This window comes from Streptomyces sp. AF1A (genome assembly GCF_047340315.1).
In the GTDB taxonomy this organism is placed as follows: Bacteria; Actinomycetota; Actinomycetes; order Streptomycetales; family Streptomycetaceae; genus Streptomyces.
In genome coordinates, this window is record NZ_JBLEBI010000039.1 from 1 (window position 1) to 25,976 (window position 25,976).

Annotated in this window: 28 protein-coding genes; 13 read left to right on the forward strand and 15 right to left on the reverse strand. The window is 73.0% G+C overall.

The window, feature by feature from the left end:
- The coding region (locus ACLU3S_RS14370) for a maltotransferase domain-containing protein (RefSeq protein ID WP_413952207.1) at positions 1 to 516 on the reverse strand (516 nt) is incomplete at its 3' end.
- 110 nt (positions 517 to 626) lie between these two features.
- A complete protein-coding gene (locus tag ACLU3S_RS14375; RefSeq protein ID WP_413952208.1) occupies positions 627 to 926 on the reverse strand; it encodes a DUF5133 domain-containing protein in 300 nt (99 codons plus the stop codon).
- Between the two features lie 303 nt (positions 927 to 1,229).
- Here ACLU3S_RS14375 and ACLU3S_RS14380 point away from each other — a divergent pair, with 303 nt between their 5' ends.
- Together ACLU3S_RS14380 and glgX are read left to right on the forward strand one after the other, a co-directional pair.
- Complete coding sequence (locus tag ACLU3S_RS14380; RefSeq protein ID WP_413952209.1) at positions 1,230 to 1,742, forward strand: pep a2; 513 nt, start codon at positions 1,230 to 1,232, stop codon at positions 1,740 to 1,742.
- Entirely contained in the window at positions 1,739 to 3,883 is a 2,145-nt protein-coding gene (gene glgX / locus ACLU3S_RS14385) for a glycogen debranching protein GlgX (RefSeq protein WP_413952210.1), read from the forward strand. Before ACLU3S_RS14380 ends, glgX begins: the two co-directional genes overlap by 4 nt.
- Positions 3,884 to 3,982: 99 nt before the next feature.
- Here glgX and ACLU3S_RS14390 read toward each other — a convergent pair whose 3' ends face one another.
- Entirely contained in the window at positions 3,983 to 4,810 is an 828-nt protein-coding gene (locus ACLU3S_RS14390; protein ID WP_413952211.1) for a VOC family protein, read from the reverse strand.
- A gap of 129 nt (positions 4,811 to 4,939) precedes the next feature.
- On the opposite strand from ACLU3S_RS14390, the gene ACLU3S_RS14395 reads away from it, so the two are divergent.
- Positions 4,940 to 5,254, forward strand: a complete 315-nt coding sequence (locus ACLU3S_RS14395; protein ID WP_413952212.1) for an ANTAR domain-containing protein — start codon at positions 4,940 to 4,942, stop codon at positions 5,252 to 5,254.
- Positions 5,255 to 5,273: 19 nt separating this feature from the next.
- Here the strand turns inward: ACLU3S_RS14395 and ACLU3S_RS14400 are convergent, their stop codons facing one another.
- A complete protein-coding gene (locus ACLU3S_RS14400) occupies positions 5,274 to 6,071 on the reverse strand; it encodes an RNA polymerase sigma factor SigF (protein WP_413952213.1) in 798 nt (265 codons plus the stop codon).
- Positions 6,072 to 6,337: 266 nt separating this feature from the next.
- Between ACLU3S_RS14400 and ACLU3S_RS14405 the strand changes: the two genes are divergently transcribed.
- The 4 genes from ACLU3S_RS14405 (at position 6,338) to ACLU3S_RS14420 (ending at position 9,277) form a co-directional block, all read left to right on the forward strand.
- Positions 6,338 to 6,865: a MarR family winged helix-turn-helix transcriptional regulator gene (locus ACLU3S_RS14405; RefSeq protein WP_413952214.1), complete on the forward strand. Its 528-nt coding sequence runs from the start codon at positions 6,338 to 6,340 to the stop codon at positions 6,863 to 6,865.
- Between the two features lie 26 nt (positions 6,866 to 6,891).
- Positions 6,892 to 7,746, forward strand: a complete 855-nt coding sequence (locus tag ACLU3S_RS14410) for an ABC transporter ATP-binding protein (protein ID WP_413952247.1) — start codon at positions 6,892 to 6,894, stop codon at positions 7,744 to 7,746.
- Positions 7,706 to 8,551 carry an ABC transporter permease gene (locus ACLU3S_RS14415; protein WP_413952215.1) on the forward strand — a complete coding sequence of 282 codons (846 nt, stop codon included), beginning with the start codon at positions 7,706 to 7,708 and terminating at the stop codon, positions 8,549 to 8,551. The genes ACLU3S_RS14410 and ACLU3S_RS14415 overlap by 41 nt, the downstream gene beginning before the upstream one ends.
- Before the next feature lie 201 nt (positions 8,552 to 8,752).
- Positions 8,753 to 9,277: a hypothetical protein gene (locus ACLU3S_RS14420; RefSeq protein WP_413952216.1), complete on the forward strand. Its 525-nt coding sequence runs from the start codon at positions 8,753 to 8,755 to the stop codon at positions 9,275 to 9,277.
- Between the two features lie 20 nt (positions 9,278 to 9,297).
- Here ACLU3S_RS14420 and hemC read toward each other — a convergent pair whose 3' ends face one another.
- From hemC to ACLU3S_RS14440, 4 genes are all read right to left on the reverse strand, one after another.
- A complete protein-coding gene (gene hemC, locus ACLU3S_RS14425; protein WP_413952217.1) occupies positions 9,298 to 10,239 on the reverse strand; it encodes a hydroxymethylbilane synthase in 942 nt (313 codons plus the stop codon).
- A gap of 18 nt (positions 10,240 to 10,257) precedes the next feature.
- Positions 10,258 to 11,238: an ATP-dependent DNA ligase gene (locus tag ACLU3S_RS14430; RefSeq protein WP_413952248.1), complete on the reverse strand. Its 981-nt coding sequence runs from the start codon at positions 11,236 to 11,238 to the stop codon at positions 10,258 to 10,260.
- Positions 11,239 to 11,467: 229 nt separating this feature from the next.
- Positions 11,468 to 12,982, reverse strand: coding sequence for a glycerol kinase GlpK (gene glpK, locus ACLU3S_RS14435; RefSeq protein WP_413952218.1), 1,515 nt, complete (start codon positions 12,980 to 12,982; stop codon positions 11,468 to 11,470).
- A gap of 44 nt (positions 12,983 to 13,026) precedes the next feature.
- A complete protein-coding gene (locus ACLU3S_RS14440) occupies positions 13,027 to 13,794 on the reverse strand; it encodes an IclR family transcriptional regulator (protein WP_413952219.1) in 768 nt (255 codons plus the stop codon).
- 173 nt (positions 13,795 to 13,967) lie between these two features.
- On the opposite strand from ACLU3S_RS14440, the gene ACLU3S_RS14445 reads away from it, so the two are divergent.
- Positions 13,968 to 14,393 carry an ATP-binding protein gene (locus ACLU3S_RS14445; protein ID WP_413952220.1) on the forward strand — a complete coding sequence of 142 codons (426 nt, stop codon included), beginning with the start codon at positions 13,968 to 13,970 and terminating at the stop codon, positions 14,391 to 14,393.
- Positions 14,394 to 14,434: 41 nt separating this feature from the next.
- Here the strand turns inward: ACLU3S_RS14445 and ACLU3S_RS14450 are convergent, their stop codons facing one another.
- On the reverse strand, positions 14,435 to 15,616 hold the full coding sequence (locus tag ACLU3S_RS14450) for a PP2C family protein-serine/threonine phosphatase (protein ID WP_413952221.1): 1,182 nt from the start codon (positions 15,614 to 15,616) through the stop codon (positions 14,435 to 14,437).
- 98 nt (positions 15,617 to 15,714) lie between these two features.
- Positions 15,715 to 16,479, reverse strand: coding sequence for an IclR family transcriptional regulator (locus tag ACLU3S_RS14455; RefSeq protein ID WP_413952222.1), 765 nt, complete (start codon positions 16,477 to 16,479; stop codon positions 15,715 to 15,717).
- On the opposite strand from ACLU3S_RS14455, the gene ACLU3S_RS14460 reads away from it, so the two are divergent.
- Positions 16,402 to 16,950, forward strand: coding sequence for an FCD domain-containing protein (locus ACLU3S_RS14460; protein WP_413952223.1), 549 nt, complete (start codon positions 16,402 to 16,404; stop codon positions 16,948 to 16,950). The two genes, ACLU3S_RS14455 and ACLU3S_RS14460, sit on opposite strands and share 78 nt — an antisense overlap.
- On the opposite strand, the gene ACLU3S_RS14465 is transcribed toward ACLU3S_RS14460, so the two are convergent.
- Both ACLU3S_RS14465 and ACLU3S_RS14470 read right to left on the reverse strand, forming a co-directional pair.
- Entirely contained in the window at positions 16,858 to 17,637 is a 780-nt protein-coding gene (locus tag ACLU3S_RS14465) for a DUF2690 domain-containing protein (RefSeq protein WP_413952224.1), read from the reverse strand. The genes ACLU3S_RS14460 and ACLU3S_RS14465 overlap by 93 nt on opposite strands.
- 191 nt (positions 17,638 to 17,828) lie before the next feature.
- A complete protein-coding gene (locus ACLU3S_RS14470) occupies positions 17,829 to 18,341 on the reverse strand; it encodes an SH3 domain-containing protein (protein ID WP_413952225.1) in 513 nt (170 codons plus the stop codon).
- 436 nt (positions 18,342 to 18,777) lie between these two features.
- Between ACLU3S_RS14470 and ACLU3S_RS14475 the strand changes: the two genes are divergently transcribed.
- Positions 18,778 to 19,158: a hypothetical protein gene (locus tag ACLU3S_RS14475; RefSeq protein ID WP_413952249.1), complete on the forward strand. Its 381-nt coding sequence runs from the start codon at positions 18,778 to 18,780 to the stop codon at positions 19,156 to 19,158.
- Positions 19,155 to 19,622 (forward strand): peroxiredoxin, encoded by a 468-nt coding sequence (locus ACLU3S_RS14480; protein WP_413952226.1) that lies wholly within the window; start codon positions 19,155 to 19,157, stop codon positions 19,620 to 19,622. Before ACLU3S_RS14475 ends, ACLU3S_RS14480 begins: the two co-directional genes overlap by 4 nt.
- Before the next feature lie 337 nt (positions 19,623 to 19,959).
- Here ACLU3S_RS14480 and ACLU3S_RS14485 read toward each other — a convergent pair whose 3' ends face one another.
- Positions 19,960 to 20,790: an aldo/keto reductase gene (locus ACLU3S_RS14485; RefSeq protein WP_413952227.1), complete on the reverse strand. Its 831-nt coding sequence runs from the start codon at positions 20,788 to 20,790 to the stop codon at positions 19,960 to 19,962.
- Between the two features lie 147 nt (positions 20,791 to 20,937).
- Here ACLU3S_RS14485 and ACLU3S_RS14490 point away from each other — a divergent pair, with 147 nt between their 5' ends.
- Positions 20,938 to 21,909: a TauD/TfdA dioxygenase family protein gene (locus ACLU3S_RS14490; protein WP_413952228.1), complete on the forward strand. Its 972-nt coding sequence runs from the start codon at positions 20,938 to 20,940 to the stop codon at positions 21,907 to 21,909.
- A 1-nt stretch (position 21,910) separates the two neighbouring features.
- On the opposite strand, the gene ACLU3S_RS14495 is transcribed toward ACLU3S_RS14490, so the two are convergent.
- Positions 21,911 to 22,939 carry an LLM class flavin-dependent oxidoreductase gene (locus ACLU3S_RS14495; protein WP_413952229.1) on the reverse strand — a complete coding sequence of 343 codons (1,029 nt, stop codon included), beginning with the start codon at positions 22,937 to 22,939 and terminating at the stop codon, positions 21,911 to 21,913.
- 67 nt (positions 22,940 to 23,006) lie between these two features.
- Complete coding sequence (locus ACLU3S_RS14500) at positions 23,007 to 24,509, reverse strand: metallophosphoesterase family protein (protein ID WP_413952230.1); 1,503 nt, start codon at positions 24,507 to 24,509, stop codon at positions 23,007 to 23,009.
- A 261-nt stretch (positions 24,510 to 24,770) separates the two neighbouring features.
- On the opposite strand from ACLU3S_RS14500, the gene trpS reads away from it, so the two are divergent.
- Positions 24,771 to 25,883: a tryptophan--tRNA ligase gene (trpS, locus tag ACLU3S_RS14505; RefSeq protein WP_413952231.1), complete on the forward strand. Its 1,113-nt coding sequence runs from the start codon at positions 24,771 to 24,773 to the stop codon at positions 25,881 to 25,883.
- The last annotated feature ends 93 nt before the right edge of the window (positions 25,884 to 25,976 follow it).

The following is a 25,976-nucleotide window of genomic DNA, read 5'->3' on the forward strand; positions in this document are numbered from 1 at the left end:
CGCGTCCACCTGCGGCGACAGCGCCGCCTTGAGCCGATCGTGCACCGACAGGGAGTCGTCGCCGAGGGCGCGGGCGGCGGCGAGGACCAGGTCGCGCTCCGGGCCCCTGGGCACTCCGCCGGCGGCGCGCTCGTACAGCTCGGCGCCCTCCTCCAGCACCAGCCCGGTGTCGATCCCGGCCGGCACCTTGACCGAGGCGGTGTGCCGCCAGGTCGCCAGCGGATGGCTCCAGGCCTCGACCCGGAAGGTCCAGCGGCCCGTCGTGTCCGGCGTGACGTCCGCTCCCCACAGGTCGCTGCCGGGGGACAGCTCCCGCATCGGTGTCCACGGGCCGCGGCGGCCCGTGGGATCGCGCAGGACGACATTGGCACCGACGGCGTCGTGGCCCTCGCGGAACACGGTGGCCGTGACCCGGAAGGTCTCGCCGGTCACCGCCTTCGCCGGGCGCCTGCCGCAGTCCACGGCCGGCCGGACGTCACGTACCGGTACGCGGCCGATGGCCGGGGTCCTGCGCATGAATCTCACCTCCGCCGTGCGCGAAGCCGGGCACCCGGCCCGGCTTCGCGATCCGAGAGACGGGCCGGCGTGCGCCGGTCCCGCGGGGGAACGCCTTGTACGGTGCCAGGTCAGGGGCTCGGCGCCGTGGAACGCCGCTCCGGCGGCGGGGCCCTTCTGGCCGCCCGGCGCGGCTGCGGCCGCCCGTCCTGCTCGCGCAGGTAGGTGACCAGGTTGGTGCGCAGATAGCGCTCCGCCGCGTCCGCCGCCTCGCGGGCGCAGCGTTTGCCCATCAGGACGCACAGCGTGTAACCCGAGTCCTCGAAGGTGGCCCTGACCGTGCGGTCGCAGGGCGAGGCGAGCATCACGCGCTCCCACGCCCGGTAACGCCGCAACTGCCGGGCCACTTCGGCCTTGGCGGGTAGCAGCATGGCCCTCTTCACCTTCCACGCTCTCGACTGGGCGCGTTCCCGACGGTCGGGTGGTGGCCGCGCAGGGGTGGGCGCGGCACCGTTACGGCGATCGAGGCTTTCACTCATGGTGCACGTGCGACCACAAAGCGTCTTGTTGGATCTTCAACGATTGCGGGTGCCAGGTGCTCGTGTTGCACGAATGGCGTAGTGCCCGCACCGTGGAGGTGACTCAGAAGCGATCAGCGCTCACGCTGTGTGTCCGGGATCCCTCCCGGACAGGGGCGAGGGGAGCGAGAGCTTCGCCGGTGAGGAGCAAGCGCGATGAAGACCGCAGTGCCCTGCTACTACCACCTCGACGTGGAAGTCAGCCCGGAACGGGTGGGACAGGTCAGCCGCATCCTGGCCGCCCACCTCCGCTACTGGGACCTCGAGAACCTCGCGGCCCCCGTCTGCCGCGGCACCGAACTGCTGCTGCGGGCGATCGACGAGCACGCGACGAACAAGCACACCTCCATCGAGATGTGGTGGAACGGCCAGCACCTCATCACCGCCTTCGGGGACGACGACCCCGACCTGCGCCCGGACCAGGATCTGCGGTCCTGCCTCGCCGACATCGCCGCCATGAGCGACGGCTGGGGCTGCTGCGCCTCCGACACCGGCAGCAAGATCATCTGGTTCTCGCAGCGCGCCCGCGCCGGCCAGCGCGTGCCGCTGGTGCCCATCGCGCCCGCGCCCACGCTGCGCACGGGTCTGAAGGTGCCGCGCGAGGAGCGGATGGCCGTGCTCGCCGCGCCCGCGCCCGCCGGTGACCACACCCTGGAGGGCAGCCGGTGACCGCCCGCAGGTCGCGCCAAGGGCTGCCCGTCTGGAGCGGGCAGCCCTACCCGTTGGGCGCCGCGTTCGACGGACAGGGCACCAACTTCGCCCTGTTCAGCGAGGTCGCGGAGCGCGTGGAGCTGATCCTCGTCGACGACGCCGGCACCGAGACGCCGATCCGGCTGCACGAGGTCGACGGATTCGTGTGGCACGGCTATCTGCCCGGCATCGCCCCCGGCCAGCGCTACGGCTACCGGGTGCACGGCCCGTGGCAGCCGGCGCTCGGCCACCGGTGCAACCCGGCGAAGCTGCTCCTCGACCCGTACGCCCGTGCCGTGGACGGCCAGATCGACAACCACGCCTCCCTGTACGAGCGCGCGCCCGACGGCCCCGCCCCGGCCGACAGCTCCGGGCACTCGATGCTCGGCGTGGTCACCGACCCGTACTTCGACTGGGGAGACGACCGGCCGCCGCGGACGCCGTACTCGGACTCGGTGATCTACGAGGCCCATGTGCGCGGCCTGACCATGACCCACCCGGACGTCCCGCAGCGGCTGCGCGGCACCTACGCCGGTCTGGCACACCCCGCCGTGATCGAGCACCTGACCTCGCTCGGGGTGACCGCGGTGGAGCTGATGCCGGTGCACCAGTTCGTCCACGACGGCGTGCTGCAGGACCGCGGGCTGTCGAACTACTGGGGCTACAACACCATCGGCTTCTTCGCCCCGCACAACGCCTACGCCGCCTTCGGCACCCGGGGCCAGCAGGTCAACGAGTTCAAGGCCATGGTCAAGGCGCTGCACGCGGCCGGCCTGGAGGTCATCCTCGACGTGGTCTACAACCACACCGCCGAGGGCAACGAGATGGGCCCCACCCTGTCCTTCCGGGGCATCGACAACGCCTCCTACTACCGGTTGGTCGACGGCGACTGGGCGCACTACTACGACACCACCGGCACCGGCAACAGCCTGCTGATGCGTCACCCCTACGTGCTGCAACTGATCATGGACTCGCTGCGGTACTGGGTGACCGAGATGCATGTGGACGGCTTCCGCTTCGACCTCGCCGCCACGCTGGCCCGGCAGTTCCACGAGGTGGACCGGCTCTCGGCGTTCTTCGACCTGATCCAGCAGGACCCGGTGATCAGCCGCGTCAAGCTCATCGCCGAGCCCTGGGACGTGGGGGAGGGCGGCTACCAGGTCGGCAACTTCCCGCCGCTGTGGTCGGAGTGGAACGGCAAGTACCGGGACGCGGTACGGGACTTCTGGCGGGCCGAGCCGGGCTCGCTCGGCGAGTTCGCCTCCCGGCTGACCGGCTCCTCCGACCTGTACCAGCACAGCAGGCGCCGGCCGCGCGCCAGCGTCAACTTCGTCACCGCGCACGACGGTTTCACGCTGCGCGACCTCGTGTCGTACAACGACAAGCACAACGAGGCCAACGGCGAGGACAACCGGGACGGGGAGAGCCACAACCGGTCCTGGAACTGCGGTGCGGAGGGCGACACCACAGAGCCGACCGTGCTCGAACTGCGCGCCCGCCAGCAGCGCAACCTGCTGGCCACACTGCTGCTGTCGCAGGGCATCCCGATGCTCTGCCACGGCGACGAGCTGGGCCGCACGCAGCGCGGCAACAACAACGCCTACTGCCAGGACAACGAGATCTCCTGGGTCGACTGGGACCTGACCGACGAGCAGGTGAGCCTCACCGAGTTCACCCGGCACGTGATCGCGCTGCGGGCCGCGCACCCGGTGCTGCGCCGGCGCCGCTTCTTCCACGGCGAGACCGCGACCAACGCCCGGCAGCCGCTGCCCGACCTGATGTGGTTCAGGCCCGACGCCCGCGAGATGGCCGACCGGGACTGGCAGCGCGCCGACGCGCACTCCGTGGGGGTGTTCCTCAACGGCGACGCGATCGCCGAACGCGACCCCTACGGGCGGCGCCTGGTGGACGACTCCTTCCTGCTGCTGCTGAACGGCTTCTGGGAGCCGGTCGACTTCCGCCTGCCCGACGACTCCTTCGGCGAGCGCTGGACCACCCTGGTCGACACGGCCGATCCCGACGGCATCCCGGACGAACGGGAACGCAAGGCCGGCACCAGGCTCCGGGTGGAGGCCAGGAGCCTGGTCCTGCTGACCAGGCCGTCCCGGACGGCGGGCTAGATACGCGGTCTCCGCGGGCGGCGCGTGCCATCACCGTGAGTCGACCGCGCGCCGCCCGCCGCTCGGCACGCTGCCGCCGTGCCCGACGCGCCGGCCGGCTCAGCGGGCCGTGCGGGACGTCACCGTGAACTGGGCGCCGTCCGCGTCGCGCAGGATCGCTTCGTCCTCCTCCTCGCTCAGCACGCTGCCGCCGTGCTTCTCCGCCGCCCTGGCACAGCCGGCCACGTCGGAGACGGTGAAGTGCACCTGCCAGTGCGGCCGCACGGAGGGGTCCGGGGCGGCCTCGACCGCGCCGGAGTCGATGCGGGCCACGATGTCGCCCTGGCTGCGCAGCACGACCTCGCCGCCCACGTACTCGACCTCGCAGCAGCCGGGCAGCCCGGACGCCCAGTCGAGGATTTCGCCGTAGAACATCGCCGAGTCCAAGGCGTCGCGGGTGTGCAGCCGGATGAACGTCGGCGAGGCCCGGCGCCAGGCCTCCCAGTTGGCGACGAGTTCGCCCTGCCAGATCCCGAACGTGGCGCCGTCCCGGTCGGCGAGCAGCGCCGCCCGGCCGGGCGGGAACGAAAGCGGCCCGACGGCCGCCGTGCCGCCGCGCTCGCGGGCCCGGGCCACCGCGACGTCGGCGTCCGGCACCGCGAAGTACGGCGTCCAGGCCACCGCCATCTGCCACATCGAGGCGACGGCGGCGATCCCGGCCACCGGGACGCCGTCCGCCAGTGCGATACGGAAGTGCTCGCCGAGCTTTGCCCCGCGCCAGCGCCAGCCCAGTACCGCCGCGTAGAAGTCCTGCGTCGCCTCGAGGTCGCGGGAGGTCAGGCTCACCCAGCACGGGGCACCGAAAACAGAGTTCGTGCAGAGGACGTCCCGCTTGCGCGGTGCGCGTCCGGCGTTCGCTCCACCATTGACGGCGTTGTCTTGGTTCATGACAGTCGCGTCCTGCTCTCGGGGTCCCTGCGGCCACCGGCCTGCCTCCAGTGTCCAACCGGAAGGGGGCTGCATGCCTGTCGAGCACCCCCGGTGGCACCCGGGCGGCCCCGTGCGCACGATGGAGGGATGGCAGACAGCGAGGCGGACCGCATCGCCGAGTTGCAGGCACAGGTGGACCAGCTCAAGGAGGCCGTCACCTCCCACGCGGTCGTCGACCAGGCGATCGGGATGATGGTGGCGCTCGGCCGGGTGACCCCGGACGAGGGCTGGCAGGTGCTCCGGGAGGTGTCCCAGCACACCAACATCAAGCTGCGCAACATCGCGGAACTGATCCTGATCTGGGGGCGCCGGGGCGACATCCCGGCCGAGGTCCGCGCCGCACTGGAGGACGCCCTGGACCGGTACGGGCCCGCGCAGGTGCCGGGGGCCGAGGAGGGGTGAGCCCGGCGGGCCGAGCGGCTCAGCGGGCCTGCACCTCCGCGAGCAGCTCCTCGCGCAGCCGGTCGAAGCAGGCGCTGAGCAGCCGCGAGACGTGCATCTGCGAGATGCCGAGCTGGTCGGCGATGCGGCTCTGCGTCATTCCACGGAAGAACCGCAGGTAGAGAATGGTGCGCTCCCGCTCGGGCAGTGCCTCCAGACAGGGCTTGACCGCGGCCCGGTCCACGACCAGGTCGTACCCGGGGTCCGGCCCGCCCAGGGAGTCGCCGAGCGCGTAGCCGTCCGTTCCGGCCACCTCGGCGTCCAGGGACAGCGCGGAGAAGCACTCCAGCGCCTCCATACCGGTGCGCACCTCGTCCTCGGTCAGACGCGTGTACGCGGCGACCTCCGCGACGGTGGGCGGCCGGCCCGAGGTGGTCTGGGCCAGCTCCTTCACGGCGCTGCGGACCCGGTTGCGCAGGTCCTGGACACGGCGGGGGACGTGCAGGGTCCACATGTGGTCGCGGAAGTGGCGCTTGATCTCGCCGGTGATGGTGGGCACGGCGTAGGCCTCGAAGGCGCGGCCCCGGGAGGGGTCGTAGTGGTCGACGGCCTTGACCAGGCCCAGGGCGGCGACCTGGTAGAGGTCCTCGAGGGCCTCTCCGCGGCCGCGGAAGCGCACGGCGATCCGCTCCGCCATGGGCAGCCACACCTGGACGAGCTCGTCCCGCAGCGCCCGGCGCTCGGGACCGTCGGACAGCTCCGCGAGCCGCTCGAAGGACTTGGCCGTGTCGGGTGCGTCGTCGTGGGGATGGGGTTTGGTGCTGCCAGTGACACGCATTGCGCGCACCTCTCTCAGCAGGTGCTGGATGGACAGACACCGTGGGAGGTGCGCTCGGACCAGGGAACACCGGGGCTTCCGGCGGTGCCGGCTCCCACGGACGTGCCTCCTGTCCGAAGCACTGCCGGTCCCATGCCCGCTTGTGGACATCCCCAAACAATCTAGTACAAATAGTGCAATGTTGGATGCGAGGTTCGAGGCGTCCTTGACCGCTTCTTGAGCGTGCTCGACGACTCATATCTCTGTAACAGAGGTAATCTTCAGGCGTGGCAGAACAGGCGGTACGAGGTACGGGAACGACGAGAACGCGGCCCGGGACCTTCCCGGAGGAACTGGCCGACGCGCTCGTGCGTATCCAGCGGCTCATCCGGCGACGACTGCGCGGCGGGCTCACCGGCCCGCGGATGCGCGGCGCCGAGGTGGAGCTGCTGCGGCTGGTCGAGTCCCGGCCCGGCATCGGCATCTCGGAGGCGGCCAGGGAACTGCACCTGGCGAGCAACTCCGTCTCGACGCTGGTGAACCAGCTCGCGCGGGAGGGATACCTGGTCAGACAGACCGATCCGGCCGACCGGCGCGCGGCGCGCCTGCTGCTGACCGGAGCCGCCGAGCAGCGGCTGGACGACTGGCACCGGCGCCGGACCGAGCTGGTCGGCCGGCACGTCTCCCGGCTCGACGAGGCCGACCGGGAGGCCCTGCGCGCAGCCCTGCCGGCCCTGCGCAGGCTCGCCGTCCACCTGCACGAGGAGGCCGAGGACGGCGGAACACACCGCGACGAGGGCGTGGAGGAACCATGACGGAGGCCGAGGAGTGCCGAGGAATCATGACGGGCGACACCGCCGGCGCTCCCGGCGACCGCGCCGAGGCCGTCACCTGCAGCCGCCTCGCCCACACCTTCGGCGAGACCCGCGCCGTGGACGGCCTCGACCTGGGCGTGCGCGAGGGCGAGGTGTTCGGGCTGCTCGGGCCCAACGGCGCGGGCAAGACGACCGCGATCCGCTGCATCACCACGCTCCTGCCGGTCCCGGCCGGCACGGTCCACGTCTTCGGTCACGACGCCGCCAAGGAGCGCATGGCGGTCCGGCGCCTGCTCGGCTACGTCCCGCAGCAGCTGTCGGCCGACAGCGGCCTGACCGGCCGGGAGAACGTCGCCCTGTTCGCCCGCGTCTTCGACGTACCGCGCCGCGAGCGTGCCGAACGCGTGACCCAGGCACTCGCCGCCGTCGACCTCGCGGACGCCGCCGACCGGCTCGCCAAGACCTACTCGGGCGGCATGGTGCGCCGCCTCGAACTCGCCCAGGCCCTGGTCAGCGCCCCGCGGCTGCTGATCCTGGACGAGCCCACCATCGGCCTGGACCCGATCGCCCGCACCGGCGTCTGGGAGCACATCAACGCCGTGCGCGCCGCGACCGGCATGACCGTGCTGGTCACCACCCACTACATGGACGAGGCCGACCAGTACTGCGACCGGGTCGGCCTGATGCACCGCGGCCGCATCCGCGCCCTCGGCACCCCGGCCGAGCTGCGGCGGGGCCTGGCCGAACGCCAGGGCACGGACCGCCTGCCCACGCTGGAGGACGTCTTCCGAGACGTCGCCGGCAGCGGCCTCGACGACCCCTCCGGAGGAGGTTTCCGCGATGTCCGAAGCACCCGCCGCACCGCGCACCGTGTCGGCTGAGAGCACGCGGCTGCTGCTGACCCCGCCCCGGCCGCGCGCGGGCTGGCGGCTGCTGCCCGCCAGGGTCGCCGCCATGTGCACCGTGGAGCTGCAGAAGCTGCGCCACGACCGCACCGAGCTGTACACGCGCGCGGTGCAGCCCGTGCTGTGGCTGCTGATCTTCGGCCAGACCTTCACCCGGATACGGGCGATACCGACCGGCGGCGTCCCGTACATCGACTACCTGGCGCCCGGCATCATCGCCCAGTCGGCGATGTTCATCGCGATCTTCTACGGCATCCAGATCATCTGGGAGCGGGACGCGGGCATCCTCAACAAGCTCCTCGTCACGCCGACCCCGCGCTCGGCGCTGATCACGGGCAAGGCGTTCGCCGCCGGGGTGAAGTCGCTGGTGCAGGCGATCGTCGTGATCGTCATCGCCGCCGTGCTCGGCGTGGCCCTCACCTGGAACCCGCTGAGGCTGCTCGGCGTCGCCGGCGCCGTGGTCCTCGCCTCCGTCTTCTTCTCCTGCCTCTCGATGACCATCGCCGGCATCGTCCTCAGCCGGGACAGGCTGATGGGCTTCGGGCAGGCGATCACCATGCCGCTGTTCTTCGGCTCCAACGCCCTGTATCCCGTCTCGGTGATGCCGGGCTGGCTGCAGGCCGTCAGCAAGGTCAACCCGCTGAGCTATCAGGTCGACGCCCTGCGCGGCCTGCTGCTCGGTACACCCGCGCACCTCGGGGCCGACTTCGGGGTGCTGGCGGTGGCGGCCGCACTCGGTATCACCGCGGCCTCCTCGCTGCTCGGCCGCCTGGCCCGGTGATCTTGCGGGTGACGTGATGTGCGGCACGCCCGGGGAGCCCGCCGGAAGGCCATGCGGGCGGATTCTTCCTGGGCAGCGCTTGATCAGCGATCAAAGCGGGCGAACCCGCTGGCCACAGTGCATTCCGCTCATTTGACAGTGCGCTGAGCGCACAGATAGACAGCAGCTCTCGGATGGTCGAGAGGGGCCGAGAGGGGCACTGTGTACGAGCCGAACGTGGTCGGGGACTGGCAGGAGTACGACGAGCATGCCGGTCTGCGGGTCCGCGTCCACCGCCTTGAGGTGGCCGAGCCGCCGCGCGGTCGCGACGACGCCGCCGCCGGCCTGACGTACTTCAGTGTCCGGGTGACGGTCGAGAACCGCGGCGCCTGCCACTACGGCGTCCAGCTCGAGGACGGGCAGATCGACGTCCGCGTCGGCCCGGACGGCGAGGGGGCGTTCATCGACTGGCGCAGCTCCCAGTTCATCGAGGGCTTCGACGTCTATCCGCTGCGCCGGGCCACCGCCGTGATCTACGCGGCCGCTCCGGAGGCGGCACTCAGCCACGTCGACGTGCAGGTGCAGCTGCGGGTGGACGAGGAGTGGACCGACCGCCGGCTGTGGGCCGGCGGCATCGGCGTCCTGGAGGCGACCGCCGCGGCCGCCCCCGCGGGCACCGGGCAGGGCGGCCTGGCCCACCAGGTCAGCGTCTTCCTGAAGGACCAGACGGAGCCCGGCCCCGCCTGACGCCGGGCCGGCCCGGCGGGTCAGTGCGGGATGCCGTCGATGATCTCGCGCGCGCCCTGCCGCAGCAGCGCCACCGCGACCGAGGTGCCGAGCGTGGCCGGGTCGAGCCGGCCCGCCCACTCGTGGGCGTTCAGCCGGGTCTTGCCGTCGGGCGTGAAGACACAGGCGCGCAGGGAGAGTTCCCCGCTGCGGTCCACCCGCGCGAACCCGGCGATCGGGCTGTTGCAGTGGCCCTGGAGCACATGCAGGAACATCCGCTCCGCCGTCGCCTCGCGGAACGTGTCCGGGTCGCCGAGCCCGCTGACCGCGTCGATCACGTCCGTGTCGTCCTCGCGGCACTGCAGGGCGAGGATGCCCGCGCCGATAGGCGGCATCATCGCCTCCGTGGACAGCACCTCGCTGATCGCGTCGGTGCGGCCGATGCGCTCCAGACCGGACACCGCAAGCAGCAGCGCGTCCGCCTCCCCGGCGGCCAGCTTCTCCAGCCGGCGGTTGGCGTTGCCGCGGAACGGCACGCACTCCAGATGCGGGTGCGTGGCGGCCAGCTGGGCGACCCGGCGCACCGCGGAGGTGCCGATCCGGGTGCCGGCGGGCAGCTCGTCCAGCGTGAGTCCGCCCGGGTGCACCAGCGCGTCGCGGATGTCGTCCCGCTTCAGGAACGCGGCGAACACCGTCCCGGCGGGCAGCGGCCGGTCGGCGGGCACGTCCTTCACGCAGTGCACCGCGAGGTCCGCCTCCCCGGCCAGCAGGGCGGCGTCCACCTCCTTGGTGAACGCCCCCTTGCCCTCGACCTTGGACAGGTCGCCGAGCCACTTGTCGCCGGTGGTCTTCACCGGGACGACCTCGGTGCGCACACCCGGGTGGAGCGCGGCCAACTCGGCGCGGACCCGCTCGACCTGAGCCAGCGCCATGGGCGAGTCGCGGGAGACGATACGGATCAGTTCGGGAACCGGCATGCGCACACGATAGACCTTGCCGGCTCAGCCGAGGCCCTCGGGCAGGTCCGCGGCCGACTCCTCGGGCGTCAGGTCCGGCCGCAGCCGCAGCCAGGACGGCTGACGCAGCATCCCCGCCCGGGTGCGGGTGCTGTAGCCGACCTCTCCCACCAGCCGGGGCAGCACCCACCGGGCCTCCGCGATGCGGGGCACCGGGTCGAAGGGGCACCGGTCGCTCGCCGCGTCCCGCAGCCGCGCCGCCAGCTCCGTCCGCTCCGCCTCGCTCCAGCCGGTGCCCACCCCGCCGACGTACCGCAGCCGGCCGCGCGTGTCGCGCTGGCCGACCAGCACCGCGCCGGGCAGCCCGGTGAGCCGGCCCCTGCCGGGCAGCCAGCCGCCGACCACGACGTCCTCGGCCCGCATGTTGCGGATCTTGATCCACGCGCGGGAGCGCACCCCGGGCTCGTACACCGAGTCCAGCCGCTTGCACACCAGGCCCTCCAGCCCGTGCTCCCGGGTGGCCGCGAGCGCCTCGGCCCCGTGCCCGGTCACCGCGGCCGGCGTCGACCAGTGCGGTCCGGCGAGGCCCAGATCCACCAGCCGGGCCCGCCGGCGCACGTACGGCAGCCGCAGCAGCGGCTCCGCCAGGTACGGCACGTCGAACAGCACCAGGTGCACCGGGACCTGAGCGGCGCGGCGCGCGGCGCGCGCGGGCGCGTGGGCGAGGCCCATCCGGGACTGCAGCAGCTGGAAGTCGGCCCGGCCCCGCGCGTCGAGGGCCAGCACCTCGCCGTCCAGCACGGCGGGCGCGGTGCCCAGCGCCGCGCCCAGGGGCCGCAGTTCGGGATAGGCCGCGGTGATGTCCTCGCCCGAGCGGGCGCGCAGCAGCACGCTGCCGTCGCCGGGGAGGTAGACCATCACCCGCTGGCCGTCCTGCTTCGTCTCGTACGCCCATCGCTCGTCCTGGGCGGCGGGTGGCAGGGTGCCCGGGGTGGCGAGCATGGGCGCGATGAGCGGCAGGGTCACGGCGGTCACGGCTGAAGGTCTCGACCGCTCCCGGCGCCCTCACGCGCCCTGCGCCGCGGGTTCCCCTGAACGGGCCCCGTCCCGCTGCGGCGCCCGTCCCGCCGGGCCCCGGTTTCGAGCCCACCGCCTCCGGTGACGTTCGGCAAGCCGCCCGGGCGGGCCCGGCGGCGGGCGTGTCCGGCCCGGGGAGTGCGGCGCATCCGTACGGCTCCTGCCCGGGCGGGCCGGCTCAGGGGGACCGCGGCGGCCGGACCCAGCCCAGCGACCGTTCCACGGCCCGCTGCCAGTTGTCGTACTCCGACTCCCGCAGCTCGGGATCCATGTCGGGCAGCCACTGCGCGGCCCGGTGCCAGTTGCGGCGCAGCACTTCCAGATCGGGCCAGTAGCCGGCGGCGAGCCCGGCCGCGTAGGCGGCCCCCAGGGAGACCGTCTCGGCGACCATGGGCCGCACCACGGGGACGTCGAGCACGTCGGCGACGAACTGCATGAGCAGGTTGTCCGCGGTCATGCCGCCGTCCACCTTGAGCTGGCGCAGGGAGACCGAGGAGTCGGCGTTCATCGCGTCGACGACCTCCCGGGTCTGCCATCCGGTCGCCTCCAGGACGGCACGCGCCAGATGCCCTTTGGTGATGTACGAGGTGAGGCCGACGATGACCCCGCGCGCGTCGCTGCGCCAGCGGGGTGCGAACAGGCCGGAGAACGCGGGCACGATGTAGCAGCCGCCGTTGTCCTCGACCGTGCGGGCGAGGGTCTCGATCTCCGCGGCGCTGTGGATCAGCCCCACGCGGTCCCGGAACCACTGGACGAGCGCCCCGGTGACGGCGATGGACCCTTCCAGGGCGTAGGCGGGCTGCTGGTCCCTGATCCTGTACGCGACGGTGGTGAGCAGCCCGTGCCGCGAGCGCACCAGCTCGCTGCCGGTGTTGAGCAGCAGGAAGCTGCCCGTGCCGTAGGTGCACTTGGCCTCGCCCGGGGAGAAGCAGGTCTGGCCGAAGAGGGCGGCCTGCTGGTCGCCGAGGGCGGCCGTGATCGAGACGCCGGGGAGCAGCGCGCCGGCCTCGCCGTACGTCTCCGCGGAGGACCGGATCTCCGGCAGCATCGCGCGGGGCACCCCGAAGAAGGCCAGCAGCTCGTCGTCCCAGTCCAGGGTGCGGATGTTCATCAGCATGGTGCGGCTGGCGTTGGTGGCGTCGGTGACGTGCAGCCCGCTGTCGGCGCCTCCCGTGAGATTCCAGATCAGCCAGCTCTCCATCGTCCCGAACAGGACCTCGCCGTCCTTGGCCCGCTGCTCGACCCTCTTGACGTGGTCGAACAGCCATCGGATCCGCAGCGCGGAGAAGTAGGTGGAGGGCGGCAGCCCGCACCGGTCGAGGAAGAACTCCTCCCCGGGGTCCTGCCTGAGGTCCTCGACGAGCGGCGCCGTGCGGGTGTCCTGCCAGACGATCGCCCGCCCGATGGGGGCGCCGGTCCGCCGGTCCCAGAGCACGGTCGTCTCGCGCTGGTTGGCGAGGCCGATGGCGGTGACCTGCCCCCTGTCGAGTCCGGCTTCGGTGAGCGCCTCGGGCACGATGTGCCGCAGGTTCTGCCATATCTCCAGGGCGTCGTGCTCCACCCAGCCGGGCCTGGGGAAGTGCTGCTGGTGCTCCTTCTGCGCGACCGAGACCAGCCGCCCACGGTGGTCGAACAGGATGCATCGGGTCGAGTTGGTGCCCTGATCGATGGACATTACGTACCGTTCAGCCATGATCGGGTCTGCCTTCCGACGGATCGAGGGGCGGCTGCCCAGGCCTACCAGCGGGCGGCCCCCAGGTCTCTGGAGATCGCCCGCGCGGCCTCCCGGATCAGCGTGACCAGACTCGGACGGGGCCCGCCCTGGCTGTCGCAGATGCGCTCGATCGGCCCGGACAGCCCGATGGCGCCGACGACGAGACCGCCGTGCCCGCGGATCGGCGCGGCGATCCCGGCCTCGCCCATGCTCATCTCCTGTGTCTCGGCGGCCCATCCGCGTTCCCTGACCTCCGCGAGCGCCCGGGCGAGCCGCTCGGGATCGACCAGGGTGTGCCGGGTGTACGCCTCCAGCCCTTTCTCCCATCCGGGCTCGACGCAGGCCGTGCCGTACGCCAGGAGCACCTTTCCGAGCGAGGAGGCGTGCAGGGGCAGGAGCGAGCCGACGTCCAGGGTCTGGAAGGAGTCGTCCGGCCGGAACACGTGGTGGACGATGAGGACGCTGCCCTCCAGGGGGGTGCCCAGGCGTACCGACTCCCCGCTGCGGGCGGCGAGGGCGTCGGCCCAGTTGAGGGAGCGCGAGCGCAGCTCGTTGACGTCGAGGTAGCTGGTGCCGAGATGCAGCAGGGCGGCGCCGAGCTGGTACTTTCCGGTCGTCGCGTCCTGCTCGACGAAGTCCACGTGCTGGAGCGTGCGCAGAATGCCGTGCGCGGTGCCCTTCGCCAGCCCGAGCGAGGCCGCCACCTCGCCCAGACCGAGTCGGCGGGGCCCGCCGGCCAGCAGACGCAGAATCGCCGCCGCCCGTTCGATCGACTGGACCGGGCCCGTCATGAACCGAGCGTATTACCGGCACGGACGCCGTGCGCGTGGGGCGAGGGCGGCGGGCGTTCGGTAATGCCGACCGCCATTCATTGACCGGCCCGTTTTGTCTCCATACCGTCATGGGGAGTCCGGAACGCGCCGACCGACGAGGCCGGTCCGGCCGTACCACTGCGGGAGTCATCATGGCGGCACAGCTGAAGACGCTGCTCGAGGCGGCCTACGAACAGGTGTGCCCGGTGCCGCCGGTCGCCGGCGCCGTCTCGGCCGTTCGCCGCCGTGCGGCGGGGGTCCTCGCCGACTGGCGTGTGTGTCCCCACCTCGTCGAGGACGCACTGCTCGTGGTGTCGGAGCTCGTCACCAACGCGATCGTGCACGCCCGGCCTCCGGCCGTGCTGCGGCTGTCCTGGCTCGGCGACGAGAGCGGCGGCACCCTCCGCATCGAGGTCACCGACACCGGGCCCAAGGTTCCGGCGCCTCGCTCCCTCGGCGGCGTCGACCCCGACGAGCACGGCAGGGGTGAGGCGATCGTCCGGGCCCTGGCGACCCGCCACGGCATGCGCGCCCACCTCGGCCAGGTCTCCCGGTGGGCCGATCTCGTCGCGCCCTAGCAGCCGGCCGATCACCAACCTGCCCGAACAGCACACACACCCTAGAGCGCCGCCTCGCAGTATGACGGCACGGGCTCCGGCGCGTCCTCGGTCTGCTTGCGGAGCAGGAGCAGCGCGGCGTCGTCGTGCAGCCGGCCGCCCACATGCTCCAGCAGTTCGTCGTGGAGCGCGCAGACCGTGCGCGCCGGATCGTTGCACACGTGCCGGGCCACTCCTTCGGCCAGCGGATAGAACGCGCGCGTGTGATCCCGGGCCTCGGTGACCCCGTCGGTGTAGAGGAGCAACTGGTCTCCGACCGCGAACGGCAGGCGCTGCAGGTGGGGCGCCTGGCCCGAGAGGGCGCGCAGCCCGAGCGGCGGAGCGGGATGGTCGGGATCCACGGCCCGGACCGCGCCGGAGGCGGATATCAGCAGCGGCGGCGCGTGCCCGCAGTTGACGATCTCCAGGTGTCCCGTCCGGGTGTATCCGGCGACCACGGCGGTGACGAAGTCGTCGGGGCCGAGGTTGCGCGCCAGACTCCGCTCGATCCGCGCGACGACGGAGAGCAGATCGGGCTCGTCGCAGGCGGCCTCGCGGAACACCCCGAGCACGAGTGCGGCCGTCCCCACGGCGGGCAGCCCCTTGCCGCGCACGTCGCCGACGATCAGCCTGATGCCGTAGGGCGTGGACACCAGCGCGTACAGGTCGCCGCCGATGCGCGCCTCCGCCGCCGCGGCGCTGTACCGGACGGCCACCCGGAACGGGCCGACGGTGTCCGGGACGGGTTGGAGCAGGGCGTGCTGGGCGGCCTCGGCGACCGAGCGGACGGCAGCGAGGACCCGCTCGCGCCGGCCGCGCAGCGCGCTGGCCAGTCCGCTGGCCGCGGTGACCGCCAGCAGGGCGGACACCACGGCCGCCGGCTCCCGCGCGGGGGCCGCGTGCCTGACGGCCAGGGCCACACCCATCGACACGGCGAGGACACCGACGCAGAGCACGCCGCGCGGCCCGTTGGTGGACGCCGCGAGCGCGGGCCCGGCCGCCAGCAGCGGCAACCACGGCATCCCCGCGCCGACGGCAACGTCCAGGAGCGCGACGACGACGACCACCAGAACCGGCAGCAGGCACATCCCCGCGCTCAGCGGCCCGGCGAGACACCGGCGAACCGATCGCCAGATGTCGTCCATGTGCTCGGTGAACAGCCGCGTGAGCGTGTGGGCGCCGCCATGGTGTCCGGCCTGGCTCATATGTCGTCCGCAATCCTCGCTTGTGGGGGGATATTCGCCTGAATGTCCGTTCACGCAATGAAACGGGCCGGGTGACGGCCGCCACAAGGAGCGGATTTTCAGATAGTGAGCGAGAGGCTCCTGGTCACCCGTGTCGCGACCGGAAGCAGGCGTGCGCGGATCTCCTGGAGCCGGGCCTGCCGCTCCGCCGGCAGGGAGACGCCGAGGGAGCCGAGCGTGCTTCCGCAGCGCACGGGTACGGCCACGCACACGGTGCCGAGCGCGTACTCCTCCAGGTCCGTGACGGCCGGCGCCAACGGGGGTGCGGCGATCCTGCGGAGCAGCTCCGGAAGGCTGGTGATCGTCCGCGGTGTGAGCTCGGCGAGCTGGTGCCTGGACAGATAGTCGCGGCGGGCGCCCTCGTCCAGCTCGCGCAGCACGGACTTGCCCAGCGCGGTGGCATGCCCCGCGTCCTCGAAGCCCACCCAGAGGTCGACGCGAGGAGCGCGGGGGCCGTCCACGATCTCGGCCACCCTGATCTCACCGTCCTCGTAGAACGTGAGGTAGGCGGGGCTGGACAGCTCGTCCCGCAGGGCGGCCAGCGTCGGGCGCACCCGGCTGAGCAGCGCCTGGGCGCGGCCCGCGCCGGCGGTGTGCAGCGAGTTCAGCTTGTCGCCCAGGACGAAGCCGCCGTCGTCGAGCTTCCGCACGTATCCGTCGTGCACGAGGGTCCGCAGCAGGTGGTAGGCGGTGGCCAGCGGCAGGCCCGTCTCGCGTGCCAGCTGTTTCGCCGGCGCGCCGTTCTCGTGCGCGCTCACCGCCTCCAGCAAGCGGAAGGCCCGCTGCACGGACGTGATGAGCGTGGGCCCGTTCTCACCGCCCATAGGTCCAGACTGCGCCGGGCGGCCGACCCGGGCAAGACCCTGGAGGGGCTCTGCGCGGCGAAGGCTGCCGTCGCGGCCAGTGACGAGCAGCTGAGCGAGCTGTCCGACCTCGGCGCGGCGATGGAGAAGGCCGTCGCCGACGGCGAACCGGTGACGTACTCCGACCTCGACCACCGGCTCCACGACCGGATCCAGGAGATCTCCGGCCAGCGGACCGCGGTCGGGCTGCTGGAGCGGCTGAACGCCCGGCTGGTCCGCCACCGGTTCCAGCTCACCCACGGCACTCCGCCCGTGGGCAGACATCACGCGTTCCAGGGGCCGCACACGCCGTGTGCGGCCCCTGGAACGCGTGATGCGCCCGAGCCGGTGGGCGCGGCGTCAGTCCTGCGCGTCGGGCGGTCCGTCCGCGTCCAGGCCCGTGCACGCCAGCTTCCCGTCGACCTCGGCGCACGCCTCCACGCCCCGGGGTGAGGACACCGAGACCATCGGGCTGCTGACTCCGGCGGTGTCGTCCGCCGGATAGCTCGCGGTGAGGACGTTCCCGCCCGCTCGCACCGACACCTCCCGCGCCCTCGGGGAGCGCACCTTCACCTCGGACCAGGCGGTGCCGCAGGACGGCGAGTAGCGCAGCCGGACGGCGTAGGACGCGTCGGCGACCGTGCTCCTGGTCTGTGCGTCCCGGGCGCACGCGGACGCGTCGGGCAACTCGCCCTGGCAGGAGGCGCCGTGACAGCGCGGCACCGCGGCCGGCGTCCCGGCGGCCGGCGCGCTTCCCGGGCGCCCGGACAGGGCGACGGCGGCGGCCACCGCCGTCGCCGCGCCGAACAGCGCGAGAGCCGAGACGGGGAGCCACGCGGGAAGCCGCCACCGGCGCCTGGCGGGGGCGGGCTCCTGCCTCGGCCCCGGGGGAGCGGCGGCCTCGGCCGTGTCCCACAGGGCCAGTACGACGCCGGGGTCGGCGCCGGCGAGCCGGCACAGGGCCTCCACAGCGGGCCGGGGCGGGCGCTTGCCGCCGGACAGATAGCGGTGCCAGGCGGACTTGCTGTAGGGGGTGCGCGCGGCCAGCGCCGCCAGGCTCAGCCCGGTGCGGTCCTTCAGTTCACGCAGTCTCAGCACCAGTGGCTCGTCCGGCGTGGTCGATCCTTGGGGGTGCCGCATCGTACGTTCCTCGACTCCCATTCCACTATGGGCGGTTTCGCCCCTGTTGCCGGAATGGCTTCCCTGCTGGACGGCCGCTGCAACACGTGACGTGTGATGGGGAGGGTGAACAATGCGCCCATGTCGAAGGCCTGTTCGGGACACGGGCTCCCGGACAGGCCTTCGACGTCAGCGCGTACGGCGGGTGCGGGTCAGCACCAGGGGACGGCCCGGCCGGTCCGTACGTAGTGGGCGGCGACATAGCCCCGGTGGTGCCGGAGCCGGTACCAGATGTGGTTGCCGCGCACGTTCGACCCGTAGACCTTGCAGGACAGGGAGACGAGCCGGTGCGTACGCCGGTTCCCGACCACCCGGTAGCCGGTGCCCGGGCCGGAGCGGACGTTCAGCCGGGCGTGGCGGGTGGCGACCCGGCCGGTGAGGGGTGTGCTGCGCACGCCGGTGCGGTAGCCCATGCCCTGCGCGCCGTAGCGGTACACCGACCCCTGCGGGGTGAAGCGGAACAGACGGTGCCCGTGGCGGGCGTGCAGACGGTAGTGGACGTGGTGCCGGACGTGGTGCGTGCGGTGCACGAGGTGCTGGGCGGCGACGGCGGGCACCGAGCGCGGGGCGGTGGTGCTCGCGGCGGCGACGCCGGCCGCCGCGGGCATGAACGCGAGCAGCGCGACCGTGGCCAGCAGCCCGCTCTTGAGGGTCCGTCGGATCATGGAAGCCTCCGGCTGTCGATCTCGTGACCACGAGCCGTGATCACGACAGGCAGGCTTGCCGTGACGGGCCGTCGGAATGCCGTTCCCGCGTCCCGCGGGACGCCCGGCGCGTCCCCGGGGACGGGCGCAGGGGCCGTCGCCCGGCCCGTCCGGCCCGCAGGGGGTGGGGTGTTCCGCGGTCCGGCCCGTCCCCGTGGACGTCCGCTGCCGAGCCGCGAGGGGCGAGCGCGGCCGCGAGCGGACGCAGCGGCCCTCTCGCGTCCATGACGTGACCTACGCAACGCACCGCATGACCGACGACCCCCTCGCCCGTTCCGCCGAGGACGGCACCGGCCGGGAGACGGGCCGGGCGGTGACGGCGACAAGCCGTGCGAACCGGCCGCACGGCCGTCTACCGTCCAGTAATATCCGGCGGCAGGTCACCAGAGGAGGAACCGTGCCCCGGTCCGAACGCTCACCCCTGCTGCTCGCCGGCCTGCTGGCCGCGGCCGGGGCCGCCCACTTCGCCGCGCCGCGCCGGTTCGACGCGACCGTGCCCCGCGCGCTGCCCGGCTCGCCCCGCGCCTGGACGTACGGCAGCGGAGCCGTCGAACTGGCCCTGGCGGCCGGGATCGCCGCCCCGCGCACCCGCGCGGTGGCCGCGAAGGCGGCCGCCGCGTTCTTCGTCGGGGTGTTCCCGGCGAACGTGCAGACGGCCGTGGACTGCAGGCAGCGGTCCGCGCCGCTGAAGACGGCCGCCCTCGCGCGGCTGCCGCTCCAACTGCCCCTGGTGCTGTGGGCCCGCGGTGTCGCCCGGAGCGAGGAGGGACGGTCGTGAGCGAGCGGATCGAGATCGGGGACAGGGTCGAGGACTTCGCCCTGCGCGACGAGACCGGAACCGTCCGCCGGCTCACCGGACTGCTGGCCGACGGGCCGGTGGTCCTCTTCTTCTACCCCGCCGCCCTCACGCCGGGCTGCACCGCCGAGGCCTGCCACTTCCGCGACCTCGCCGCCGAGTTCGCCGCCGTCGGCGCCCGGCCCGTCGGCATCAGCGGCGACGGCGTCGACCGGCAGCAGGAGTTCGCCGGCCGGCACGCGCTGGGCATGCCGCTGCTGTCGGACGCCGACGGCACGGTCCGTGAGCGGTTCGGGGTCAAACGCGGCTTCTCCCTCGCCCCCACCAAGCGCGTCACCTTCGTCATCGGCCAGGACCGCACCGTGCTGGAGATCGTCCGCAGCGAACTGCGCATGAACACCCACGCCGACCGGGCCCTCGACGCCCTGCGCGCCCACCGCGGCTGAGCGCGGCCCGCCCGCGCCCGGCGCCCCGGACCGTCCGGGGCGCCCGGCGGCCGATCGCTGGAACGGGCAGCCCGGATGCGGGGCGTCCTCCGGGAACGGGAGGCGTGCGGCAGCACCTGCGGCACGCCGTGGATCGGCGGGACGTCGCCGAGAGTGCGACCTGCCCGCGTGGCCGCAACCGGCCGCGCCCCGGATCACCGGGCCCACCCGGAACACGACGTCCGCCGCGCAGATGACGTGACTCAGCGCGCCGGTCCTCCGCTGCCACGCGCGCCTCCTTCCGTGTCCGCCCCGCGGGCTCCGGGTACCCACGACCGGGCCGCCGAGGCGCGGCCGCTCAGAACTCCTCGTGCGTCTCCGGGTTCCCGCCGAGCCGGCGCGGGGCGTGCCCGGCGATCGCCGCCATCTCGTCCGAGTCCAGCTCGAAGCCGAACACGTCCAGGTTGGCGCGCTGCCGCTCGCGGTCGGCCGACTTCGGCACGGGCAGCGCACCGAGCTGGATGTGCCAGCGCAGCAGCACCTGAGCGGGCGTCACGCCGTGCGCCGCCGCGATCCGGGCGGCAGCGGGGTCGTCCAGCAGACGGCTGCCGCGGCCCAGCGGGCTCCAGCTCTCGGTGACGATGCCCCGGTCCGCGTGGAAGGCGCGCAGCTCCTCCTGCGGGAAGAGCGGGTGCAGCTCGATCTGGTTCACCGACGGAACCACTCCCGTCTCCTTCTCCAGCCGGGCGATGTGCTCCGGGGTGAAGTTGGAGACGCCGATGGAGCGGACCAGGCCGTCCTCGCGCAGCCTGATCATCGCCCTCCAGGCGTCGACGTACCTGCCGACCCGGGGATTGGGCCAGTGGATCAGATACAGGTCCACGTACTCCAGGCCCAGCCGCCGCCGTGACTCCTCGAAGGAGGCCAGGGTCTCCTCGTACCCGTGGTGGCGGCCCGGGAGTTTGGTCGTCACCACCACCTCCTCGCGGGGCACCCCGCTGCCGGCGATGCCCCGGCCGACGCCGGTCTCGTTGCGGTAGTTCGCCGCGGTGTCCACCAGCCGGTAGCCCAGGCCGAGCGCGCCGCGCACCGCCTGCTCGGCCGCCGTGTCGTCCAGCGGCCAGGTGCCGAGGCCGATGGCGGGGAGCGTGGCGCCGTCGTTGAGCGTGTGCGCCGGAACGCCGTTCACGGGGAACCTCCTCGAGCGTGTTGTCCCTCCAGCCTCACGGACACGGGCCGCGGTGATCAAGCCGACGGGCACACGGAGGCTCGCGGTCCGCGGCCCCCGGGTGTCACGATCTTCAGGGAGCCGGCACCGACGAGCACGGGAGCGCGCATGACGACGGACAGGGCCGTGGACGAGCCGGAGCGGGTCGAGGGCGTCGAGGTGAGACCGGTCGCCGGGCACGTCGGGGCGGAGATCACCGGTGTCGACCTCGCCGGACCGCTCGACCAGGCCGTGGTCGCGCTGATCCGGCAGGCGGTGCTGCGCTGGAAGGTGGTGTTCTTCCGGGACCAGCGCCTCGACCACGCCGGGCACGTCGCCTTCGCGCGCCGCTTCGGGGAGCCGGTCGTCCTCGGCCGGCGGGGCAGCGCCTCACCGGCGGACTTCCCCGAGGTGGAGACCACGGCGGACCGGCTGGAGCTGGGCGGCCGGTTCGGCATGGAGCACGAGGAGTGGCTGCAGCGCCGCCGGCACACCCTGCTGCGGGGCTGGCACTGCGACCACGGCGCCCGGATCGACCCGCCGGCCGCGACCGTCCTGCGCGCCGAGCGCGTCCCGCCCTACGGCGGCGACACCACCTGGGCCAATCTGGCCGCCGCCTACGCCGGGCTGTCGGCGCCGGTCCGCGCCTTCGTGGACGGGCTGCGCGCCGAGCACCGGCTCGGCGTCGGCTACCAGCCCCGGCCGGGTGACGACGCGTACCTGCACCACCTCCTGGACCATCAGGTGGCCTCCGTGCACCCGCTGGTGCGGGTGCACCCGGAGACGGGGGAGCGGGTGCTGTTCGTCAACGGCTACTACGTGGAGCAGATCGCCGGTGTCTCCCGCCCCGAGAGCGCGGCCCTGCTGCAGATGCTGCTGGAGCAGGCGGTGCGCCCCGAGTACACGGTCCGCTTCCGCTGGGAACCCGGAAGCGTCGCCTTCTGGGACAACCGGGCCACCATCCACCTGGCCCCCGGCGATCACGCCCACCTCGACGCTCCCCGGATCATGCACCGGGTGATGCTCCGGGGCGACGTCCCGGTCGGGGTGGACGGCAGGCCGTCCGAACCGGTCACCGGCACGGAAGCGGGCCGGTGGTGAGTCAGCCGGCGGGCCGCCATCCCAGCGCCGGCCCCAGTCTCGTCGCCATGTCGGTCAGGATCTGCACGTAGTCCTCGTGCCCGAAGGTGAAGGGCAGCGCGAAGGCCACCTCGTCGACCTCGCGGAACGCGGCGTGCGCGTGCAGCCGTTCGGCGATCTCGTCCGAGGTGCCGACCAGGTCCGGCGCGAACAGCAGCCGCGCCGGGCCCTGCGGGGCGGCCGTGCGGGGCAGCCGCGCCGCCGCGTACTCCCTGTACCTGGCGCGCTGCTCCGCGGTGGCGGAGTCGGTCGGTATCACCACCAGGCCCTGCGAGACGCGGGCCGCCGCGCCGTCGGGGTGGTGGTCCCGGAACTCGCGGATGTGCGCTCGCTGGATCTCGGCGAAGTCCGGCGGCCCCTGCGGATCCTCGGCCTTGACCACGCTGCTGGTCAGGAGGTTCATGCCGTGCTCACCGGCCCAGCGCGCCGAACGGAGGCTGCCGCCGCCGTACCACATCCGGCGGCCGAGCCCGGGGGAGTGCGGCTGGACGACGTCCGAGAACGTCTCGAAGCCCTCGGTGCCGCTGAAGTCGGTGGCGGGCTTGCCCCGCACGAGGTCCAGCAGCCGCCGCACCCGCTCGTAACCGAAGTCCTCGGCGTCCGCGGTGTCCGGGTACAGGGCGTGCCGGACCTGCTCGAAGTGCATCGGCGGCCCGACGCTCACCCCCGGGTTCAGCCGGCCGCCGGACAGGATGTCGACGGTCGCCAGGTCCTCGGCCAGCCGCAGCGGATTCTCCCAGCCGAGCGGTGTCACGGCGGTGCCCAACTCGATGCGGCGGGTGCGCTGCGAGGCGGCGGCGAGCACGGCGACCGGCGACGAGATGCCGTACTGGAGGTGCCGGTGGCGGACCCAGGCGCTGTCGAAGCCGAGCCGCTCGCCCAGCTCGATGATCTCCAGCGTGGACGCGTGGCCCCGGGCCGGATCCGCCGGGTCGAACAGGCCGATCGTGAGGAAGCCCAGCTTGCGCAGCGGGCGAGGGTCGGGCGGCACGGGTTCCTCCAGCGGTCGTACGTCGGCTCCGCCCCGATTCTGGCAGGCGAGTGTGACAACCGTGTGATCAGGTCAGCGGGATGGTGACCTCGTCCTCGACCGGCGGGTCGATCTCCTGCGCGCGGTTGCCCGTCGCCGCGAAACAGCGCAGCCGCACCTCCTCGGCGGACACGTCCAGGCGCAGGAACGACTTGAAGAAGGGCGGGCTGTAGGTCGCGGAGGACGGCGAGAACAGCTGGGTGTACATCTTCCGCACCGGCAGCCGGACCCGGGAGGTGCGGTCGGGGCGGCCGCCGGCCCCGAGGAGCGCCGCCACCAGGCGGGTGCGCCGGGTGACCCGGCCGTCCGGTCCCGGCGCGCGGCCCGGCTCGATGCCCAGGTAGTCGGCGACCACGGCCGACGCCTCGGCCTCGCTCAGCGTGAAGAACCGCCGCAGCCGCAGCCGGCGGCCGTACAGGTGGCTGTAGAACGCCAGCGAGTCGCCGCGCAGCGGATAGCAGCGGAACTCGCGCTCGGTGACGCCCCCGACCGACACCCTCGGGATGGTGTGGGTCGCGTGCATGAACGCCCCTCCGCCGCCCGAGACGACGTACTGGATGGTGCGACCGTCCACGTTCACCGGGTACCGCTGGTAGTTGTGGATGTCGCCGCCGATCGCGGCCACGTAGTGGTGCTCCGGGTCCCGGACGATGTCGTCCACCGTGCCGCCGCCCTCGATGGGGCACGGGTGGTGCTCGCCGTCGACGTACAGCGGCGAGCCGGTGATCAGGATCTTCGGTCGGGGACCGCGGGACACCTCGCGCAGCCAGGCGCCCTGTTCGGCGTCGATCGTGCCCAGCAGGCCGGTGTCGATGCCGACGATCCGCACCGGGCCCGCGTCGATCGCCCAGTACGGCCCCGGCTGCTCGGCCCGCTGTCCCGGCGCCGCGCGCAGCCGCCACGCGGCGGCGAACCGCTGCTCGTCGGCCGGCCGCGGCCTGTGCCACAGCAGCGCGCGCCACCAGGCGCGGGTGAGCGGGCGGGGCCGGGGCTCCGGCGCCGGCGGCGGGGTGTCGGCGCAGAACACGCGCATGAACGCGCCGAGGTCCTCGTACCAGTCGTGGTTGCCCGGTACCGCGTAGATCGGCGCCGGGTAGTCCCGGTACGGCCGGAAGAACTTCTCGCCGTAGTCGTCGATGCTGCCCACCGGGTAGATGACGTCGCTCGCGATCACCGCGAACTCGGTGTCCCGACCCACCTTCAGAAAGCCCGGCACGACGGCGTACTGGGCGTCGTCGCCCTCGCCCGTGTCCCCGACGACCATGAAGGAGAACCGGTCCGGGACGTCCCGCCGGATCACCTTGTCGGCCGACGCCCCAGCCGCCTCCCGCCGGGCCACCCACCGGCTGCGGGTACGGCCGGTCGGGTCCCCGAACCAGGACGCCAGCACGCCGTTGCGGGCGGCCCACAGCGTCCTGGGGTTCAGCCACGACAGCTTCTCGACGTGGTCCGGCATCAGCTGCTTGTAGGCGCCCGGTTCGGCCGAGCCCCAGCCGGCGCCCTGTGCGGTATCGCGTGAGGAGTCAGACACGCGGTGCACCGTAACAACGTACCGGCCGGGGCCGGGAGGCCGGGGCCGGGCTCAATCCCCGTGCGTGACCGGGGTTTTCGCACCGGGAGACGCTATGATCGGGGCATGCATCGTCTCTCGTGTCTCGACTGGTGGCGCTCCTCGTAAGGAGCGGCCACCCTCGGACACGACCGGGCCGTTCGGACGGACGGCCCGTGTGCGTTCCCTGGCCCGGGGTGCGGCTGCCGTCCCGACGGCGGCACTCACCCACCAGGAGAACTCATGAATGCCATGCCGCACGCCGTGTCAGGCACCATCCGGGCCTCGGCCGCCCCGGCCGACGGACTCGGGACCTCGGCTGCACGGGCCCGCAGCGCGGAGCTGGAGAGGCTGATCCACGAGGACCCGGGACGATTCCGGGTGCTGACCGGGGACCGTCCCACCGGCCGGCTGCACCTCGGGCACTACTTCGGCACGCTGCACAACCGGGTCCGGCTGCAGCACCTCGGGGTGGAGACGTTCGTGCTCGTCGCGGACTACCAGGTGCTCACCGACCGGGACGTCGCCGACGACCTGTCCGGGCACGTCGAGGAGCTGGTGCTGGACTACCTCGCGATCGGCCTCGATCCGGGGCGGGCCACGATCTTCACGCACAGCGCAGTTCCCGCCCTGAACCAGCTGCTGCTGCCGTTCCTCAGCCTCGTGTCCGTCGCCGAGCTGAACCGCAATCCCACCGTGAAGGACGAGATCGCCCACTCGCGGCAGCCCTCCGTCAGCGGCCTGATGTTCACCTATCCCGTGCACCAGGCCGCCGACATCCTGTTCTGCAAGGCCAACCTCGTCCCTGTGGGCCAGGACCAGCTCCCGCACCTGGAGATCACCCGGACCGTCGCCCGCCGCTTCAACGACCGCTACGGCAGGGGAACCGCCGTCCTGCCCGAGCCCGAGGCCCTGCTGTCGCCCGCACCGCTCCTGCTCGGCACCGACGGCACCAAGATGAGCAAGAGCCGCGGCAACGCGATCGCGCTGGCCGCGGACGCGGACGAGACCGCCCGGCTGATCCGGCGCGCCAGGACCGACTCCGAGCGGCACATCACCTACGACCCGGCCGGCCGCCCGGAGGTGTCCTCCCTCGTCCTGCTGGCCGCCCTCTGCCAGGACCGCGCACCCGAGCAGGTCGCCGAGGAGATCGGCTCCGGAGGGGCCGGCGCGCTGAAGCGGCACGTCACCGAAGCGGTCAACGAGTACTTCGCTCCCCTGCGCGCCCGCCGCGCGCACTACGCCCAGGACCGCGGTCAGCTGCGCCGGGTGTTGCGGGAGGGCAACGCCCGCGCGAACGCCCTCGCCGACGCCACGCTCGAGGAGGTGCGCCGGGCCATGAACAGCCTCTACTGACGGCACGTCACGACGGCCCGCGGCGGTGTACGGCTGACAGGGGCTCTTGACCGTCCCGCACCCGGGCGTCGCCGAGAAGCCCCGCAAGGGTGA